General features: G+C 74.8%; 20 protein-coding genes, 2 pseudogenes and 1 riboswitch. Of the genes and pseudogenes, 13 read left to right on the forward strand and 9 right to left on the reverse strand.

Annotated features, from left to right (window positions below):
• Positions 1-25 precede the first annotated feature (25 nt).
• Positions 26-226, reverse strand: coding sequence for a hypothetical protein (locus ABEA53_RS11905; RefSeq protein ID WP_345481397.1), 201 nt, complete (start codon positions 224-226; stop codon positions 26-28).
• Here ABEA53_RS11905 and ABEA53_RS16935 point away from each other — a divergent pair.
• A pseudogene (locus ABEA53_RS16935) lies at positions 132-452 on the forward strand (transglutaminase-like domain-containing protein); the annotation flags it as partial. The gene ABEA53_RS11905 and the pseudogene ABEA53_RS16935 sit on opposite strands and share 95 nt — an antisense overlap.
• 86 nt (positions 453-538) lie before the next feature.
• On the opposite strand, the gene ABEA53_RS11910 reads toward ABEA53_RS16935, so the two are convergent.
• Positions 539-700, reverse strand: a complete 162-nt coding sequence (locus tag ABEA53_RS11910; protein WP_345481398.1) for a hypothetical protein — start codon at positions 698-700, stop codon at positions 539-541.
• A gap of 389 nt (positions 701-1,089) precedes the next feature.
• A riboswitch (ZMP/ZTP riboswitch) is annotated at positions 1,090-1,170 on the forward strand.
• Between the two features lie 51 nt (positions 1,171-1,221).
• Between ABEA53_RS11910 and glyA the strand changes: the two genes are divergently transcribed.
• Positions 1,222-2,523, forward strand: coding sequence for a serine hydroxymethyltransferase (gene glyA, locus ABEA53_RS11915; RefSeq protein WP_345481399.1), 1,302 nt, complete (start codon positions 1,222-1,224; stop codon positions 2,521-2,523).
• A gap of 67 nt (positions 2,524-2,590) precedes the next feature.
• On the opposite strand, the gene ABEA53_RS11920 is transcribed toward glyA, so the two are convergent.
• Complete coding sequence (locus ABEA53_RS11920) at positions 2,591-3,430, reverse strand: bifunctional 5,10-methylenetetrahydrofolate dehydrogenase/5,10-methenyltetrahydrofolate cyclohydrolase (protein ID WP_345481400.1); 840 nt, start codon at positions 3,428-3,430, stop codon at positions 2,591-2,593.
• 182 nt (positions 3,431-3,612) lie between these two features.
• Here ABEA53_RS11920 and ABEA53_RS11925 point away from each other — a divergent pair, with 182 nt between their 5' ends.
• Complete coding sequence (locus tag ABEA53_RS11925) at positions 3,613-4,536, forward strand: aldose 1-epimerase family protein (RefSeq protein ID WP_345481401.1); 924 nt, start codon at positions 3,613-3,615, stop codon at positions 4,534-4,536.
• Between the two features lie 12 nt (positions 4,537-4,548).
• On the opposite strand, the gene ABEA53_RS11930 is transcribed toward ABEA53_RS11925, so the two are convergent.
• Positions 4,549-4,959: a DUF3054 domain-containing protein gene (locus ABEA53_RS11930; RefSeq protein ID WP_345481402.1), complete on the reverse strand. Its 411-nt coding sequence runs from the start codon at positions 4,957-4,959 to the stop codon at positions 4,549-4,551.
• A 108-nt stretch (positions 4,960-5,067) separates the two neighbouring features.
• Here ABEA53_RS11930 and ABEA53_RS11935 point away from each other — a divergent pair, with 108 nt between their 5' ends.
• The 3 genes from ABEA53_RS11935 to ABEA53_RS11945 all read left to right on the forward strand — a co-directional run bounded on the left by ABEA53_RS11935 (position 5,068) and on the right by ABEA53_RS11945 (position 6,972).
• Complete coding sequence (locus tag ABEA53_RS11935; RefSeq protein ID WP_345481403.1) at positions 5,068-6,225, forward strand: inorganic phosphate transporter; 1,158 nt, start codon at positions 5,068-5,070, stop codon at positions 6,223-6,225.
• Positions 6,222-6,437 carry a hypothetical protein gene (locus ABEA53_RS11940; protein WP_345481404.1) on the forward strand — a complete coding sequence of 72 codons (216 nt, stop codon included), beginning with the start codon at positions 6,222-6,224 and terminating at the stop codon, positions 6,435-6,437. The genes ABEA53_RS11935 and ABEA53_RS11940 overlap by 4 nt, the downstream gene beginning before the upstream one ends.
• A gap of 163 nt (positions 6,438-6,600) precedes the next feature.
• Complete coding sequence (locus ABEA53_RS11945) at positions 6,601-6,972, forward strand: glyoxalase superfamily protein (protein WP_345481493.1); 372 nt, start codon at positions 6,601-6,603, stop codon at positions 6,970-6,972.
• A gap of 70 nt (positions 6,973-7,042) precedes the next feature.
• Here ABEA53_RS11945 and ABEA53_RS11950 read toward each other — a convergent pair.
• The 4 genes and pseudogenes from ABEA53_RS11950 to ABEA53_RS11965 form a co-directional block, all read right to left on the reverse strand.
• Positions 7,043-7,914: pseudogene (locus ABEA53_RS11950) on the reverse strand (N-acetylneuraminate synthase family protein).
• Positions 7,911-9,092: a cytidylyltransferase domain-containing protein gene (locus ABEA53_RS11955; RefSeq protein WP_345481405.1), complete on the reverse strand. Its 1,182-nt coding sequence runs from the start codon at positions 9,090-9,092 to the stop codon at positions 7,911-7,913. The pseudogene ABEA53_RS11950 and the gene ABEA53_RS11955 overlap by 4 nt, the downstream one beginning before the upstream one ends.
• Complete coding sequence (locus ABEA53_RS11960) at positions 9,089-9,499, reverse strand: hypothetical protein (RefSeq protein ID WP_345481406.1); 411 nt, start codon at positions 9,497-9,499, stop codon at positions 9,089-9,091. The genes ABEA53_RS11955 and ABEA53_RS11960 overlap by 4 nt, the downstream gene beginning before the upstream one ends.
• Positions 9,496-10,155, reverse strand: a complete 660-nt coding sequence (locus ABEA53_RS11965) for a glycosyltransferase family 29 protein (RefSeq protein WP_345481407.1) — start codon at positions 10,153-10,155, stop codon at positions 9,496-9,498. The genes ABEA53_RS11960 and ABEA53_RS11965 overlap by 4 nt, the downstream gene beginning before the upstream one ends.
• A 75-nt stretch (positions 10,156-10,230) precedes the next feature.
• Between ABEA53_RS11965 and ABEA53_RS11970 the strand changes: the two genes are divergently transcribed.
• From ABEA53_RS11970 to ABEA53_RS11980, 3 genes are all read left to right on the forward strand, one after another.
• Complete coding sequence (locus ABEA53_RS11970; protein ID WP_345481409.1) at positions 10,231-11,424, forward strand: DUF6716 putative glycosyltransferase; 1,194 nt, start codon at positions 10,231-10,233, stop codon at positions 11,422-11,424.
• Positions 11,425-11,492: 68 nt separating this feature from the next.
• Positions 11,493-12,542, forward strand: a complete 1,050-nt coding sequence (locus tag ABEA53_RS11975; protein WP_345481410.1) for a hypothetical protein — start codon at positions 11,493-11,495, stop codon at positions 12,540-12,542.
• Positions 12,506-12,775 carry a hypothetical protein gene (locus tag ABEA53_RS11980; protein ID WP_345481411.1) on the forward strand — a complete coding sequence of 90 codons (270 nt, stop codon included), beginning with the start codon at positions 12,506-12,508 and terminating at the stop codon, positions 12,773-12,775. Before ABEA53_RS11975 ends, ABEA53_RS11980 begins: the two co-directional genes overlap by 37 nt.
• Before the next feature lie 30 nt (positions 12,776-12,805).
• Here ABEA53_RS11980 and ABEA53_RS11985 read toward each other — a convergent pair whose 3' ends face one another.
• The gene (locus tag ABEA53_RS11985) at positions 12,806-13,057 is read right to left on the reverse strand and encodes a hypothetical protein (RefSeq protein ID WP_345481412.1); all 252 of its coding nucleotides are present in this window, start codon (positions 13,055-13,057) and stop codon (positions 12,806-12,808) included.
• Between the two features lie 74 nt (positions 13,058-13,131).
• Here ABEA53_RS11985 and ABEA53_RS11990 point away from each other — a divergent pair, with 74 nt between their 5' ends.
• From ABEA53_RS11990 to ABEA53_RS12005, 4 genes are read left to right on the forward strand one after another with little or no spacing between them, the layout of a single operon-like run.
• Positions 13,132-14,628, forward strand: a complete 1,497-nt coding sequence (locus ABEA53_RS11990; RefSeq protein ID WP_345481413.1) for an MmgE/PrpD family protein — start codon at positions 13,132-13,134, stop codon at positions 14,626-14,628.
• Complete coding sequence (gene prpB / locus ABEA53_RS11995; protein WP_345481415.1) at positions 14,628-15,536, forward strand: methylisocitrate lyase; 909 nt, start codon at positions 14,628-14,630, stop codon at positions 15,534-15,536. Before ABEA53_RS11990 ends, prpB begins: the two co-directional genes overlap by 1 nt.
• Before the next feature lie 11 nt (positions 15,537-15,547).
• Positions 15,548-16,669: a bifunctional 2-methylcitrate synthase/citrate synthase gene (locus ABEA53_RS12000; RefSeq protein WP_345481416.1), complete on the forward strand. Its 1,122-nt coding sequence runs from the start codon at positions 15,548-15,550 to the stop codon at positions 16,667-16,669.
• A 40-nt stretch (positions 16,670-16,709) separates the two neighbouring features.
• Complete coding sequence (locus ABEA53_RS12005; RefSeq protein WP_345481418.1) at positions 16,710-17,462, forward strand: ABC transporter permease; 753 nt, start codon at positions 16,710-16,712, stop codon at positions 17,460-17,462.
• The last annotated feature ends 6 nt before the right edge of the window (positions 17,463-17,468 follow it).

A 17,468-nucleotide genomic window follows, 5' to 3' on the forward strand; every position in this document is an offset into this window, starting at 1 on the left:
GGTTCGGCGCGGGCGCCGTCGGCTCCTACGTCGTGCGGTCCGCGCAGGTCGACGCGACGGCCTCGCAGCTGCGCGCCGCGTCCGTCTCCGTGCCGGCGGGCGACGAGCAGTCGCTGGCGATGCCCTCGAACGTGCCGTCGATCATCCGCACGACCGCGGAGCGCTGGACCCGGAACGCGTCGAACCCGTACGACATCGCGCTCGCGATCCAGAACCAGCTGCGCAACGGCGCCTTCTCCTACGACGAGCAGACGCCGGCCGAGCAGGGCTACGACGGCGACGGACTCGGGGTCATCGCCAAGTTCCTGTCCGTGAAGGCGGGCTACTGCATCCACTACGCGTCGACGATGGCGGTCATGGCGCGCCTCGAGGGCATCCCGGCCCGCATCGTCGTCGGCTACCAGCCGGGGGAGACGCGGGTCGGCTCGAGCGCCCGGACCGTGTCGAGCGACGACCTGCACGCCTGGCCCGAGCTCTACTTCGACGGCATCGGCTGGGTGCGCTTCGAGCCGACCCCCGGCCGTGGCGCCGTGCCCAGCTACGCGCCGCTGCCGACCGCGGACGTGACCTCGACGCCCACCCCCGGCGCCTCCTCCGCCGCTGCGGCGACGCCCGTGCCGACCGAGTCCGACCCCGCGGCCGCCGCGAACCGCGGTGGCACCGGGGTCGCGACCGGCGCGCTGCTGCGCGGCGGCGGCATCGTGCTGCTGATCGGCGCCGTGCTCGCGCTGCCGGGGCTGCTGCGCCGCGGCCTCCGCCGACGCCGGCTCGGGCGGCTCGAGCAGGACGGACCGGCGGGGGCGTGGCGGGAGCTGCTCGACACGGCGCGCGACCTCGGCCTGCCGACCGCGCGCGGCCGGAGCCCGCGGGGGATCGAGGCCGAGCTCGCCGAGCGGACCGGGCGCTCGCCCGAGGCGAAGGCGGCGCTCGCACGGCTGCGCGCCGCCTACGAGCGGCAGGCGTACTCGCGGGTCTCCGCGGCGGCGACCAGGCGCGACGTCGAGCAGGTGATCGACGCGCTGCGCGGCCAGGTGACGGGCGGCGCCCGTCTCGCGGCGACCCTCGCGCCGCGATCGCTCTTCGGTACACTCGTGGCGCCGCGACTGGCGTTCAGGTGGTCACCACCGGGGAGCGGCTGATCGGACCGCGCCGTTCGCCTGGGCGCCGTCCGCATCCGCTGCCGCGCGACCTGCGCACCCGCCTCCCGACCAGGAGCCACACGTGACCGACACCGTCATCCCCTCCGCCACCGCGTCCTCGTTCAGCGCTCCGCTGGAGGAGGTCGACCCGGAGATCGCCGCCGTCCTGCACGACGAGCTGGAGCGCCAGCGCACCACGCTCGAGATGATCGCGAGCGAGAACTTCGTGCCCCGCTCCGTGCTCACCGCGACCGGCAGCGTGCTCACCAACAAGTACGCCGAGGGGTACCCCGGTCGCCGCTACTACGGCGGCTGCGAGGTCGTCGACGTCGCCGAGGAGCTGGCGATCGCCCGGGCGAAGTCGCTGTTCGACGCGGGCTTCGCGAACGTGCAGCCCCACTCCGGCGCCACCGCGAACGCCGCGGTGCTCGCCGCGCTGGCGCAGCCGGGCGACACGATCCTCGGGCTCGAGCTCGCGCACGGCGGTCACCTGACGCACGGCATGAAGCTGAACTTCTCGGGAAAGCTCTACGACGCCGTCGCCTACGGCGTGGACCCGCAGACCTTCCGCATCGACATGGACCGCGTGCGCGACGCCGCGCTCGAGCACCGGCCCGCGGTGATCATCGCCGGCTGGTCCGCCTACCCGCGCCAGCTGGACTTCGCCGCGTTCCGCGCGATCGCGGACGAGGTCGGCGCGAAGCTCTGGGTCGACATGGCGCACTTCGCGGGCCTCGTCGCGGCCGGGCTGCACCCGAACCCGGTGCCGTTCGCCGACGTCGTCTCGACCACCGTGCACAAGACGCTCGGCGGTCCGCGCTCCGGCCTGATCCTGTCCCGCGACGAGACGTACGCGAAGAAGCTCAACTCCGCGGTCTTCCCGGGCCAGCAGGGCGGTCCCCTCATGCACGTGATCGCCGCGAAGGCGACCGCGTTCAAGATCGCGGCGTCGGAGGAGTTCCGCGACCGCCAGCGCCGCACGATCGCCGGCGCGCAGGCGCTCGCCGAGCGCCTCACGGCGCCGGACGCGCGCGAGGCCGGCGTCGACGTGCTCACCGGCGGCACCGACGTGCACCTCGTGCTCGCGGACCTGCGGGAGTCCCCGATCGACGGGCGGGAGGCGGAGGACCTGCTGCACGCGGCGGGCATCACCGTGAACCGCAACTCCGTGCCGTTCGACCCGCGGCCTCCGATGCGCACCTCCGGCGTCCGCATCGGCACGCCCGCGCTCGCGACCCGCGGCTTCGGCGAGACCGAGTTCCGGCAGGTGGCGGACGTCATCGCCCGCGTGCTGACGCCGGGCGCCGACGTCGCCGCGCTGCGCGCCGAGGTCGGCGAGCTGGCCGGCCGGTTCCCGCTCTACCAGGGCCTCGAGGGCTGGTAGCCCTCCTTCTCATCTTTCCGGAGTTCTGGCGGAGCCAGAACTCCGGAAAGATGAGAAGCGGTCGGCGTCAGGAGACGTGGGTGCGCCAGGCCGCCACGGTCTGGTCGAGCAGGGTCGCGATCGTCATCGGGCCGACGCCGCCGGGCACCGGGGTGATCAGCGCCGCGCGGTCCTTCGCGCCCTCGAAGTCGACGTCGCCCGCGCCGTCCGTGTAGCCCGCGTCGATGACGACGGCGCCGGGCCGCACCCAGTCGCCCGGGATCAGGCCCGGCCTGCCGACCGCGGCGACGAGCAGCTCGGCGCGCTCGACGTGGGCGCGCAGGTCCTTCGTGAGCACGTGGCAGGCCGTGACCGTCGCGCCGTGCGCGGTCAGCAGCGCGGTCAGCGGCCGGCCGAGGATCGGGCCCTGCCCGACGACGACGGCCTCCAGCCCCCGGAGCTCCACGTCGTAGGCCTCGAGCAGCCGCAGGATCCCGCCCGGCGTCGCGGAGGAGAAGCCGCCCCGGCCCTCCGCCATGCGCGCGAAGGAGGTGAGGGTCACGCCGTCCACGTCCTTGTCGGCGGCGATGGCCTCGAACGCCGCGCGCTCGTCCACCTGCGGCGGGACGGGGTGCTGCAGCAGGATCCCGTCGATCTCGGGGTCGGCCGAGAGGGCCTCGATGGTGGTGAGCAGCCGCTCCGTCGTCGTCGTGTCCGGCAGGTCGACGCGGCGGGTGGCGAGGCCCGCGTGCTGCGCCCGGCGCACCTTCATGCGAACGTAGGTGTGGGAGGCGGGATCGCCGCCGACCAGCACGGTCGCGATGCAGGGCGGCCGCAGGCCCTGCTCGACGCCGGCGCGGACCTCCTCCGCGATGCGGTCGAGGGTGGTGGCCGCGAGTGCGGAGCCGTCGATCAGGCGAGCGGGCATGGTGCCTCCTGGGCTGCATGCGGTGGCACCCAGGCGGACGACGCCACCGCCGGTACTCCCCGGTGGTGGCCCACCTTCGCCGGTCGTGCCCCCACGGTACCGGGGTCCTCCCGTTCAGCAAGCGGCGGGATCATCGTCCCGGGCCGGACCCGGCCGCGATCGACGACCCGAGGGAGCAGCGGATGCCCGCGACCGGTGAGCAGCACGTCCTCCGGCTCGACGCGGAGGAGGGGACCGTCACCGCGACGATCGCCGAGCTCGCGGCGTGCCTCCGCCGCGTGCGCGTCGGCGACACCGAGATCGTGCAGGACTACGGGGCCGACGCGCTGCCCTCCGGCGGCTCCGGGATCGTGCTCGTGCCGTGGCCGAACCGGGTGCGCGACGGCCGGTGGACGCTCCACGGGACGACACAGCAGCTCGACCTCACCGAGCCCGCGAAGGGCAACGCCTCCCACGGCCTGCTGCGGAACACCGGCTACCGGGTCACCGACCGCTCCGAGTCCGCGATCACGCTGTCGGCGACCGTGTTCCCGCAGCACGGCTGGCCGTTCCACCTCGACACCTCCGTGCGGTACGCGCTGACGCCGACGGGCGTCGAGATCACGCACGGCGTGCACAACGTCGGGACGGAGCGGGCGCCGTTCGGCGTCGGCTGCCACCCGTACCTGCGCGTGGGGGACACGGCGATGCGCGACCTGGTCGTCACGGTGTCCGGCGACCGCATGCTCGAGACCGACGAGCGCAGCCTCCCCGTGGGCGAGGTGCCCGTGGCGGGGTCGCCGAAGGACCTCCGCGCCGGGGCGGCGCTGCGGGATCTCGACCTCGACACCGCGTACACCGGCCTCGAGACCGTCGACGGGCGCGTGCGGCACCGCATCACCGCGCCCGACGGCACCGCGGTGGAGCTGTCGGCCGAGCCGGTGTTCGCCTACGCGCAGGTCTTCACGAACCCGGTCTACGACACCGACGACGGCCGCATCGACGCGGTCGCGATCGAGCCGATGACGTGCGCGCCCGACGCGCTGAACTCCGGCGCCGGCCTGCAGTGGCTCGAGCCCGGCGAGCAGTGGGTCGGCGGCTGGAGCCTCGCGCTGGTCCGCCCCTGAGGACGGCCGCGGTCAGCGGCGGCGGAGGAAGAAGCCGACCGGACCCGGGGTGTTCGCGCTGCGGCTCGCAGACCGGTCGAGCGCCACGAGCAGGAAGCGCCACCCGAGCAGGAAGGCGCCGAGCACGATCGACGCCACCACCACGAACGCGACCTGCACGCCCTGCCCGCTGACGGCGCGCAGCAGCATGCCGACGACCACCGCGCCGACCCAGGCGGGCAGGCCTGTGCGCGCGATCGCGAACGGACGGCGCCAGCCGCGCGCGGCCGCCCAGCCGACGGCCAGCCCGATCGCGAACGGCCAGAACGTGGCCACCCAGGCCGACTGGTCCTCGCCGTGGCTGGCGCGGCCGATGCCGACGAACACCGCGACGAGCACGAGGTCGACCGCGAACGCGACGAGTGAGCGCAGACGAGTGTCCATCCCGCGATCCTCCCAGCGATCCCGATCGGGGAGGGGCGCGCGGCGCGGTCGGCGGACTCGCAGCAGCGCGTTCCCCGCCGTTCACGTCCCGCGCCTAGCTTCGCCGCCGTGGACACCACCCTGCTCGTCACGGTCGTGCTCGTCGTCGTCTTCGCGCTCGTGTTCGACTTCACGAACGGGTTCCACGACACGGCGAACGCCATGGCCACCTCCGTCGCGACCGGCGCGCTGAAGCCGCGCACCGCGGTCGTCATCGCCGGCGTGCTCAACCTCGTCGGCGCCTTCCTCTCCACCGAGGTGGCGAAGACGATCAGCTCCGGGATCATCAAGACCGACTCGAGCGGGCACGAGATGATCACGCCGGCGCTGATCTTCGCGGGCCTCGTCGGCGCCATCATCTGGAACCTCGTCACCTGGTACCTCGGGCTGCCGTCGAGCTCCTCCCACGCCCTGTTCGGCGGCCTGATCGGCGCCGCGATCCTCGGCGCGGGCCTCGGCGCGATCAGCTGGAGCGGCGTGATCACGAGCATCGTGATCCCCGCGCTGCTCGCCCCGCTCGTCGCGGGCGTCGCCGCGCTGATCGGCACCGTGATCGTCTACCGGATGACGAAGCAGGCCACCGTGCCGCACGCGAAGCCGGCGTTCCGCATCGCGCAGACGGTCTCCGCCTCCCTCGTCGCCCTCGCGCACGGCACCTCCGACGCGCAGAAGACGATGGGCGTGATCACGCTGACGCTGATCGCCGCGAACGTGCAGCAGGCCGGCACCGGGCCGCAGCTCTGGGTGATCCTCACCTGCGGGCTCGCGATCGGGCTCGGCACGGCGATCGGCGGCTTCCGCATCATGCGCACGGTCGGCACGCGCATCACGCCCGTCGAGTCGCCGCAGGGCTTCGCCGCCGAGACCGCCTCCGCCGCGACGATCCTCGCCTCCTCCCACCTCGGCTTCCCGCTGTCGACCACCCAGGTCGTGTCCGGCTCCATCGTCGGCGTGGGGCTCGGCAAGCGGCTCGCGCAGGTGGACTGGGGCGTCGCGGGGCGCATCGGCCTCGGCTGGATCTTCACCCTGCCGGCCGCCGCGGTCGTCGGCGCCGTCGCCGCCCTCGTCGCGATCAGCAGCACCATCGGCCTGGTCGCCGTCGCGGTGGTCGCCGTCGTCGGCGTGGCCGTGATCTTCCGCCTGGCCGCCAAGAAGCCCGTCAACGCCGGGAACGTCAACGAGGGCGCGCCCGAGGCCGCGCCGCAGCTGCAGGGAGCCGCCGCGTGATCGACATCGACTGGGGCAAGTTCGCGATCGTGGCCGGCGTGGTCCTGCTCGCGAGCGTCGTGCTGCCGCTGTTCTACTCGGGCGGCGTGCGGCTGCTCGAGACCGCCGGCACCACCAGCGCGCCCGCCCGCGTCGGCGCCTGGGCGTGCTTCGCCGTGTGCATCGCCGCGGTCCTGTTCGGGCTCTGGGTCGTCGTCCCGCAGTTCCACTGAGCCGGTGCTCATGGCCCTGCGATCCGCCGGCGGATCGCAGGGCGGTGTCGCTCCGCGGCTCGTGGACCGAGTCGCGGAACGCGACGCGGGCGGGCCGGGTGGCTCTTCCCGTGCCGGCCTCTGCGGAGGAGGCTGATCCCACGTGTTCGACGAGGAGGTCGGGATGCAGCGCGCGGAGATCCAGGTGGTGCTCGTGCCGGTGAGCGACGCGGACCGGGCGAAGGCGTTCTACGCCGACGCGCTCGGGTGGCACGTCGACCACGACCGGGTCGTGGACCCGCAGCTGCGCTTCGTCCAGATCACGCCGCCGGGCTCCGCGTGCTCGATCGCCTTCGGCCCCGGCATCTCGCCGATGGCGCCCGGGTCGCTCGACGCGGTGATGCTCGTCGTCGACGACGCCGATGCGGCGCTCGCCGAGCTGCGGGCGGCCGGCGTCGAGGCGGAGGGCGTCGACGAGCAGGCGTGGGGCCGCTTCGTCACGTTCCGGGACCCCGACGGCAACCGCTGGACCCTGCAGCAGCTCCCGCAGCGCTGAGCTTCGCTCACGCTTCTTGCCGCACGAACGGATGTCGCGCGGCAAGAAGCGTGAGCAAAGAGGGGTGCGGCTAGCCGTCGACGCGGCGCAGCTTCGACAGGGGAGCGAGCTCGCCCGGGAAGACGCGCTTCACGCCGTCGCCGCGAGCGGTGCCGATGATCCGGATGTCGCGCACGAGGCTCATCAGGCCGTGCGGCTCGAGGGAGGCGGCGTGGTCGCTGCCCCACATCGCGCGGTCGAGCGTGATGTGGCGCTCCACCGCGACCGCGCCCATCGCCACGGCGGCGAGCGAGATCTGCAGGCCCGGCTCATGGCCCGAGTAGCCGATGGGCACGCCGTAGCGCTCCTTCAGCGTCGGGATCATGAGCAGGTTCGCCTCCTCCGCGGGGAGGGGGTAGGTGCTCGTCGCGTGCAGCATCACCAGGTCGTCGGTGCCCAGCACCTCGACCGCGCGGTCGATCTGCTCGATCGTCGACATGCCCGTCGACAGGATGATCGGCTTGCCCGTCTCGCGCAGGCGGCGCAGCAGCCCGAGGTCCGTCACCGACGCCGACGCGACCTTGTGGGCGACGACGTCGAGGTCCTCGAGGAAGTCGACGGCCGGCTCGTCCCACGGGGAGGCGTACCAGTCGAGGCCGCGGCTGTCGGCGTAGGCGATCTCGGCGTACTGGTCGCGGTCGAACTCGACCGGTACCGGTACTCCAGGTAGGTCATCGTGCCCCACGGCGTCTCGCGGGGGACCTGCTTCATGTGCTCGGGCGTCGAGATCTCCGGCGTCCGCTTCTGGAACTTGACCGCCTGCACGCCCGCGACCGCGGCGACGTCGACGAGCCGCTTCGCGATCTCGACGTCGCCGTTGTGGTTCAGGCCGATCTCGCCGATCACGTAGACCGGGTGCCCCTCGCCGACCGTGAACCGGCCGATCCTCACCTCGTCGCTCATGCCTCTTCCTTCCTGTTCCGGCTCGCGAGCACGAGCTCGGCCGCCTCTCGGACGGCGCCGTGGCCGCCTCGGTTCCGCAGCACCAGTCGTGCCGCGCGCTGGACCGCCGGGTGCGCGTCGGCGACCGCGACGGGCCAGCCGACGAGCGCCATGGCGCTGAGATCGTTGACGTCGTTGCCGACGTAGGCGCATCGCGCCGGGTCCACGCCCTGCTCGGCGAGCCACGCCGACAGCGCGGTCGCCTTGTCGTCGACCGCCTGCAGGACGGGCACCCGCAGCTTCGCCCCGCGGGCGGCGACGACGCCGTTCCGCTCCTTCGACAGGATCAGCATCGGCACGCCGGCTGCGCGCAGCCGCTCGACGCCCAGCCCGTCCCCGCGGTGCACGCGGACCGCCTCGGAGCCGTCGCCGGAGGCGAGCGCCGCGTCGTCGGTGTGCACCCCGTCGAAGTCGGTGACGAGGGCGTCGACCGGCAGGTGTCGAGGGACGTCGTCGAACACCGGCGCGAGGGTGCGGGCCAGCGCCAGCTCGTGCGCGTCGTCGATCTCGACCGCGCGAGCGGCCGACACCGGCTCGATCGCGACGCGGCCGAAGAACCGGAACCGTGCCTCCCGGAACCCGGAGGCGCGGAGCACGTAGAACGCGCCCGTCTCCTGGAAGTGGGGCTCGCGGTCCTGGCGGCGCGGCCGGAAGGAGGCGTCGTGGTTCACACCGGTCGCCCCGGCGCCGCTGCGCCGCCACAGGAAGGCGTAGGTCTCGAACGCGGCGAGCACGCTGTCCGCCGCGCCGTCGAGCACCCGCTGCACGGCGCGCGACAGCGGGCCGGACTCGATGAACGGGCTCGTCGCCTGCAGGAACACGAGCACCTCGGGCTCGACGCCCTCGGCGGCGAGCACGTCGAGGGCGTGCAGCAGCGCCGCCTCGCTCGTCGCCGTGTCGCCCGCCAGGTCGGCCGGCCGCTCGATGACGCCCGCGCCGGCGGCGCGCGCCGCCTCGGCGATGCGCGCGTCGTCCGTGCTCACCCGCACGTCGGCGATGCCCGCGCCGAGCGCTGCGGCGACGGCGCGGGCGACCAGCGGCACCCCGCCCACCGGGGCGACGTTCTTGCCGGGCACGCCCTTCGAGCCGCCTCGGGCCGGGATGACGGCGACCGCCTCCGCGGGGGAGAAGCCGCTCACGGGGCCGTCCCCTCTCGTTCACCGGAGGTTCGCCCGCCTGACGCCTCAGACCTGGCCGACCGCGCGTGTCCGCGGCGCCCGACCTGCTGCTCGAGCCGGCCGATCCGCTCCTCGTAGAACGCGACGGCGGCCAGGCGGGCGCGCTGCCGCGCGGCCTCCGCGTCCGTGTCGACGGGCTCGGCACGGGTGCCGGAGCCGACCTGCTCGGTGAGGGTCGCGACGTGCGCGGCGAGCAGCAGGTGGTCGCGCTCGAGCTCGGCGACGCGGCTGCGCAGGGTGCGCACCTCGTCGGCGAGACCGCCCCGCGCGGCGAGGGCCGCGGTCTCGATGCGCGCGGCGGCGCGGGGATGGCGCTGCCGCTGCACCCGCCACAGCGGGCCGAGCCGGCGGAGGAAGGCGGCGCTCACGCGAGCGGCTCCAGCCAGCCCGCGCGCTGCCAGGCGCGGAGCGCCCGCGACTCGCGGGCGAGCTTGTGCTCAGGGGTCAGCGCCACGGCGCCGCCCCAGTGGTGATCGAGGGCAGCGCGCGCAGGACGGCTCGAGACGAGGCTCGAACCGGCGAGCAGGATGCGTGCATGCGGGAACAGTCGGTGCATCAGGTGAACGGCGAGTGTCCCCGTCGTCGGCCATGCGACGGCGACACGCCCGAGCCGCAGCGCGCTGCGTGTCCGCGAGGTGAACTCCTGGTTCGAGATCGGCACGAGCTCGAGGTCGACGGGCCACCACGCGGGCAGCGGCTCCGACTCCCAGTAGGCGCGGCCCGGCTCCGCGAGCAGGTAGAGCCGCTGCGCGTGGTCTCGGAAGGTGTCCGGGCCGGGCTGCAGCGCCCGGTGCACCACGACGACGTCGGTGCGACGGCCGATCGCGGGCTCGTCGCCGTCGACCGCGAACGTCGTCATCCGCACCACCAGGTCGGCGCCGTCGATCGCCGCGGCGCGATCGGCGGAGGGGCCGAGCGGCGCGTTGCCCACCACGGCGACCGTGCGGGGGAGCCTGCCGCCGGCTCGCGGCAGCAGCAGGCGCCGCAGGATCTGGGTCTGCTGGGGCGCGGGAGGGGGCAGCACGGGGCCGGATGGTAACCACGGCCGGTAACCGGCTTCCCCTATCCTCCCCGGCCGACGGGAAAGGGGAGGTTGCCGATGCGCGTCCTGCTGATCGCGAACTTCGACTCCGGCCTCAAGTACGCGGGGCGCATCGCGGAGGCGGTCGCCGCCCTGGGGGCGGAGCCGGACATCCGCGTCCCGACGACGGTGGTGCCCCACAAGCTCGGTCGGGCGCAGGTCGACGCGGCGACCCGGCGTCCCGTCTCGTACGAGCCGTGGGACGCCCTGGTGCGCGCGGCGGCCGCGAGCGACGTCGTGGTGCCGGTCTTCGAGGGGCCGACGGTCGAGCGGTTCATCCGGGAGGTGCACGAGGTCGCCGGCGCCCGCATGCCGGTCGTGGGTGCCGGCTACGTCGGCATGGTGCTCTACGACGTCGTCGGCGGGTACCTCTCGCGCTCCCTCGCCGACGTGCTCGCGGTCAACTCCCGCACCGACCTCGCCGAGTTCACCCGCGCCGCGCACGGCCTCGGGCTGCCGGCCGACAACCTCCTGCTCGCGGGGCTCGCGCTGCTGCCCGCGACCCCCGCCCCGCTCCGGGAGGGCCCGGTGCGCACCCTGCTGTTCGCCGACCAGCCGACCGTGCCCCGGCGGCCCGCGGACCGGACGTACCTGTGGGACCGGCTGGCGGCCTACGCCGAGCGGCACCCGGACCGCCGGGTCCTCCTCCGCCCGCGGCACCGCCCGGGGGAGGACACGTTCCACCGCATGGAGCACTCGCCCGTCGCCTGGGCCGCGAGCCGGCGGCTGCCCGAGAACCTCGTGATCGAGCACGCGCCGATCGACGCGCTCATCCCCGCGAGCGACCTGCTGGTGACCGTCTCGTCGACCGCGGCGCTGGAGGCGATCGCGGCGGGGACCCGCGTCGCCTTTGTCGCCGAGTGGGTCAACGACGCGGCGCTGAACCCGCGCCTGCTGCCCTCCGGCCTGCTGCGCCGCCTCGACGACATCGACGCCGACCGCGTCGGGACGCCGGATCCCGCGTGGCTCGACGACGTGTTCCCCGCCGCGGACGGGCCGTCGCCCGCCGAGCGGTTCGCCGCGCGGCTGCTCGCGGTGGCGTCGGGCGAGGCGCCCCGCGTGCACCAGGCGCTGTGGGACTCGACGTTCCACGCGGGCCGCCGCGCCACCGACGCGGCGCTCGCCGAGCGCACGGTCGCGAGCCGGCGGTACACCCCGAAGCGCGTCACCGCGGGGGTGCTGCGCCGCGCCCTGCGGCTCGTCGAGCGCTGACGCGTTCATCCGGTCGTCACCGCCTGCTTCCCGCACGGACGCCCGCGTTCCGTACGGTCGCCCTTCCCATGCAGCCGCTCCCGCACCCCCGTTGCCCGCCGCTGCGGCCCCGCGCGCTCGTGCTGGGGCTGCTGCGCACCGACGACGACGCACTCGGCGCGGCGCTGCACGCGCTCGCCGCGACGCCGGAGCTGCTGGAGGCGGCGGCCCGGGTCGTGGTGGTCGACCGAGGCGCTGCACCGGCGGCGCCGGTCGTCGAGGCGGCGCTGCTGCCGGCCGGCCTGGTGCACACCGTGCGCGCGCCGGCCGCGGACCGCGCCACCGCGCTCGCCGCGGCGCTGCGGGAGGCGGTGACCGAGCCGGGTGCGGAGGCGGTGCTGCTGCTCGACGACGTCGCGGTCTCCGACACCGACGCCCTGCTGGAGGCCGCGCGGCGGGCGCAGGCCTCGACCGCCTCCGACGTGGTCGGCCTCACGGCGTCGACGGCGCCGCGCCCGGCTCCTGCCACCTGGTGGGGCGCGGTGCTGCCGCTCGACGCGGTGCGCGCCGTCGGCTTCACGGCTCCTGAGGCGGGGGACCTCGCGCTCGCCGAGCTCGTGCTGCGGGCGGAGGCCGCGGGCTTCCGGCCCGACGTCGTGCGCGCACCGGCGCCGCTCCCCGCCGCCGCACCGGTCGAGGCCCTGCTGCTCGCCCTCGTGCATGCCCCGACCGGCATGCGGTCCCGGGTGCTGGCCGCCGGCCTCGCCCGCGACCTGCTCGACCTGCTCGCGTTCCGCACGGACGTCGTCGCCGAGCGGCACCGGCGGATCCGGACGCTCCTCCGCGGCCCCGACGCGCCGCCGGTGCGGGAGCCCGTCCTCCGCGGAGCCCGCGCCGGGCTGCCGGCGGACGCCGTGCGGCTGCGCGTCCGGCTGCTCCTCGCCTGGCCCGGCCTGCGCCGCGCCTACCGGCTCGGCGCCGTGGAGCGGTCGTCCGCGGAGGCCTGGCAGCGCCGGCTCGCACCGCTGCAGGTGGCCGCCGAGCCGACGCGCGGTGCACGCGGGACGGCCCTGCGGCGACCGGCTCGCCTACGCTTGCGGGCATGGTCGACATCGAGGCGGGGGACGAGCGCGGCCTGATCCGGGCCGTCGACGAGCACCTCACCGACACGTACGGCGTGGTGGTCGACGACGTGGTGCTGCGCACCTGGGACAACCAGCAGGTGGAGCTGACCTACCTGCTGCTGAGCGCCGCGATCACGGCGTCCGGCGGCGAGGTCGACGAGGCCGACCTGTGGCGCGTGGCCCGCGCGGTCGCCTTCCCGGCGCCGGTCGGCGCCCGCACCGGGCAGCCGGCGCAGCGCGCGAGCTGACGCCCGGCGGACGCGGCGGGCGGGCAGGCGCTAGAAGAGGCGCCGACGACGCCGGGGCGCGGCCTCCTCGGCCGCGGCGGAGGAGTAGTCGTACGTCACCGGGTCGCCGTCGTGGCCCTCGGTCAGCGCGTACTCCACGCCGTCGCGCTGCAGCCGCAGCGGCAGCCCGGCGGAGGGGATCACCATGATCTCGCGGGTGTCGGGCACGGGCGCGTCCACGAACTCGACGACGACCTCGTCGCCCGGTTCCGGAGCCTCGCTCTTCACATGCCGTCCCGCCACGTCCCGAGGGTACCGGGGCGATGCCCGCGACGCGCCGAGCGAGCGCCGGGAGTGCGGTGGCTACTGTGCTGAGCATGCAGAGCCGCACCGTCCGGCCGCGTCGCAGCGACGAGGCGTTCCCCCGGGACCAGCACCTCGCCTGGGCGATCGCGCAGCTCGCCGTCGACCCCGTCGCGATCGACGACGACGTCGCCGCGATGGTCGTGAACCGCGTGATCGACAACGCGGCGGTCGCGGCCGCCTCCCTCTCCCGGCCGCCCGTCGTGGCGGCCCGCGGGCAGGCGGAGGCGCACCCGGCGGCGCCCGGCGCGACGGTCTTCGGCATCGAGGGCCGGTGGTCGCCGGAGTGGGCCGCCTGGGCGAACGGCACCGCCGTGCGCGAGCTCGACTTCCACGACACGTTCCTGGCCGCCGAGTACTCGCACCCGGGCGACAACATCCCGCCGGTCCTCGCGGTCGCCCAGCACACCGGCGCGGACGGCGCCGCGCTGCTGCGCGGCATCGTGACCGGTTACGAGGTGCAGATCGACCTCGCCCGCGCGATCAGTCTGCACCGGCACAAGATCGACCACGTCGCGCACCTCGGCCCGAGCGCCGCGGCCGGCATCGGCACGCTGCTGGGCCTGCCCGCCGAGACGATCCACCAGGCGGTCGGTCAGGCCCTCCACACGACCACGGCCACCCGGCAGTCGCGCAAGGGCGAGATCTCGACCTGGAAGGCGTCGGCACCGGCCTTCGCCGGCAAGGCGGCCATCGAGGCGGTGGACCGCGCGATGCGCGGCCAGACCAGCCCCGCGCCGATCTGGGAGGGCGAGGACGGCGTGATCGCGCAGCTGCTCGACGGCCCCGACGCGTCGTACGAGGTGCCGCTGCCGGAGGCGGGGGAGCCGAAGCGCGCGATCCTCGCGAGCTTCACGAAGGAGCACTCGGCCGAGTACCAGGCGCAGGCGTGGATCGACCTCGCCCGCCGCCTGCGCGTCGACCACCCGGAGCTGCTCGAGCCCGGCGCCGTGCGGCGGATCGTGCTGCACACCTCGCACCACACGCACTTCGTGATCGGCTCCGGGGCGAACGACCCGCAGAAGTACGACCCCGCCGCGACCCGCGAGACGCTCGACCACTCGCTGCCCTACATCTTCGCGGTCGCGCTGCAGGACGGCCGGTGGGACCACGTCGCCTCCTACGCCCCGGACCGGGCGGGACGTCCCGACACCGTCGCGCTGTGGCGGGCGATCACCACCGACGAGGACCCGGAGTGGACGCGGCGCTACCACTCGACCGACCCCGCCGAGCAGGCCTTCGGCGGCCGGGCGGAGATCGAGCTGACCGACGGCCGCCGCGTCGTGGCGGAGATCGCGGTCGCGGACGCCCACCCGCTCGGCGCCCGGCCGTTCGCCCGCGCCGACTACGTCGGCAAGTTCCGCACGCTCGCCGCCGGCGTGCTGGAGCCCGAGGAGATCGAGCGGTTCCTCGCCGTGGCGGAGCGGCTGCCCGAGCTGCGACCCGACGAGCTCACGGGCCTCACGATCACCGCGCGGTCCGTGCCGGCCGCGCCGAAGGGACTCTTCTGATGCTCTCCTCCACCGTCACCGCGAGCGAGAAGCGCCGCCGGTTCCGCGAGCTGCTCGCGGCCGACGGCATCGTGCGGATGCCCGGCGCCTTCACCCCGCTGTCGACCCGCCTGATCCAGGAGAAGGGGTTCGAGGGCGTCTACCTCTCCGGCGCGGTGATGGCGAACGAGCTCGGCATGCCGGACATCGGGCTGACGACGCTGACGGAGGTCGCGACCCGCGCCGCGCAGGTCGCCTCGGCGACCGACCTGCCGGTGCTCGTCGACGCGGACACCGGGTTCGGCGAGCCGATGAACGTCGCGCGGACCGTGCAGGCGCTCGAGGACGCGGGCGTCGCCGGGCTGCACATCGAGGACCAGGTCAACCCGAAGCGGTGCGGCCACCTCGACGGCAAGGAGGTCGTCGACGAGCGGACCGCGCTGCAGCGCATCCGCGCCGCCGTGCAGGGGCGCCGCGATCCGGGCCTCGTGATCATGGCCCGCACCGACGTGCGCGGGGTCAGCGGCATGCGGGCCGCGGTCGACCGCGCCAAGGCCCTCGTCGATGCGGGGGCGGACGCGATCTTCCCGGAGGCGATGGCCTCGCTCGAGGAGTTCGCGGCCATGCGGGCCGCCGTCGACGTGCCGATCCTCGCCAACATGACCGAGTTCGGGAAGAGCGACCTGTTCACCGTCGACGCGCTGCGCGACGTCGGCGTGGACCTCGTGATCTTCCCCGTCTCCCTCCTCCGCATCGCGATGGGCGCGATCGAGCGCGGGCTCGACGAGCTCGCCGCCTCCGGCTCCCTGCAGGCGGAGGTGCCGACGATGCAGACGAGGGCCAGGCTGTACGAGCTGGTGGACTACGCCGCGTACTCGACCTTCGACGACGGGGTCGCGTCGTTCGACCTGCAGAACAACCGGTCCTAGGAGGCGTCGCCGTGGCGGACGGAGAGATCAGGAAGGGCCTCGCGGGGGTCGTCGTCGACACGACGGCGATCTCGAAGGTCAACCCCGAGACGAACTCGCTGCTGTACCGGGGCTACCCCGTGCAGCAGCTCGCGGAGCGCTGCTCCTTCGAGCAGGTGGCGTGGCTGCTGTGGCACGGCGAGCTGCCGGCCCCGGAGGAGCTCGCCGCGTTCGAGGCGCGCGAGCGGGCCGGCCGCGCCCTCGACCCGCGCGTGCGGGCGGTGGTCGACGCCGCCGGACGGACCGCGCACCCGATGGACGTGGTCCGCACCGCGGTCAGCCTGCTGAGCGCGCTCGACGCCGACGCGCACGACTCGAGCCCGGCGGCCGAGCTCGCGAAGGCGGAGCGGCTGCTCGCCGCGATCCCCGCAGTCGTCGCCTACGACCAGCGCCGCCGCCGCGACCTCGAGCCCGTCGAGCCGCGCGACGACCTCGACTGGTCGCGCAACTTCCTCTGGATGACCTTCGGCGAGGAGCCGACGGCGACCGCCGCCGACGTCTTCCGGATCTCGATGGTGCTGTACGCCGAGCACTCCTTCAACGCCTCCACGTTCACGGCCCGCGTCGTGACCTCGACGCTGTCGGACCTCGGCTCCGCCGTCGTGGCCGCGATCGGCGCGCTGAAGGGGCCGCTGCACGGCGGCGCCAACGAGGCCGTGATGATCGCCTTCGACGAGATCGGCGACCCCGGGAAGGCGGAGGCGTGGCTCGACGACGCGCTCGCCGCGAAGCGGAAGATCATGGGCTTCGGCCACCGCGTCTACAAGCACGGCGACTCCCGCGTGCCGACGATGGAGGCGGCGATGCGCCGGCTCGTGCAGGAGCACGGCGCCGACGCGCTCGTCGAGCTGTACGACCGGCTCGCCGCGGCGATGGATGTCGCGAAGGGCATCAAGCCGAACCTCGACTACCCGAGCGGCCCCGCGTACCGGCTGCTCGGCTTCGACACCGAGCAGTTCACACCGCTGTTCGTCGCCGCACGCGTGGTCGGCTGGACCGCGCACGTGATGGAGCAGCGCGCGGCGAACGCGCTGATCCGCCCCCTCTCGGCCTACGTCGGCCCGGAGGAGCGCGAGGTGCCGGTCGGCGGCTGAGTCCGCCGTCCTCGCGTCGCCGATGCGGCACGATGGCGCCGTGGCGGGAGTGGTGAGCGGCGAGCTGCTGCCGACGCTCGTCGGCGTGCTGCTGCTCTGCGCGGTGTCCGTCGTGGTGCTCGCGGTGGCGGGCGTGCCCGAGCCGTGGGGCCCGACGCTCGCCGTCGTGCGGGCAGCGGTGCAGCTCGCGGCGATCAGCCTCGTGCTCACCGGCGTGATCACGAGCCCGCTCTGGGTCGCGCTCGCGCTGCTCGTGATGCTGACCGTCGCGGTCGGCACGTCCACGCGGCGGCTCGGCTGGAGCCGCCGCCACCTGCGCGTGGTGGCCGCGGGCATCGGCGCGGGCGCGCTGGTGGCGCTCGCGGTCGTGTTCGCGAGCGGCGCCCTCGCGCCGACGCCGCGCTACCTGCTCGCCATCGGCGGCATCGTCGTCGGCAACGCGATGGCGATCACGACCCTGAGCGCCCGACGCTTCCTCGAGGCCGTCGACGAGCACTGGGACGAGGTGGAGGGCTGGCTCGCGCTCGGCGCCCAGCCGCAGGAGGCCACCCGGCTGCTCGCCCGCGGCGCCGTGCACACCGCGCTCGTGCCGAACGTCGACCAGACCAAGACGACCGGTCTCGTCACCCTGCCCGGCGCCTTCGTCGGCGCGATCTTCGGCGGCCTGCCGCCGTTCGAGGCGGGCCGGTTCCAGATCGTGGTGCTCGCGGCCATCATCGCCGCGGGCGCCGTCTCGGCCACGCTGACGGTCCGCCTCCTGGGCCGGGTGGAGCAGCGCCCCGTCCGCGGCTGACCCCCT

The organism is Amnibacterium soli (assembly GCF_039544415.1).
Classification (GTDB): domain Bacteria; phylum Actinomycetota; class Actinomycetes; order Actinomycetales; family Microbacteriaceae; genus Amnibacterium; species Amnibacterium soli.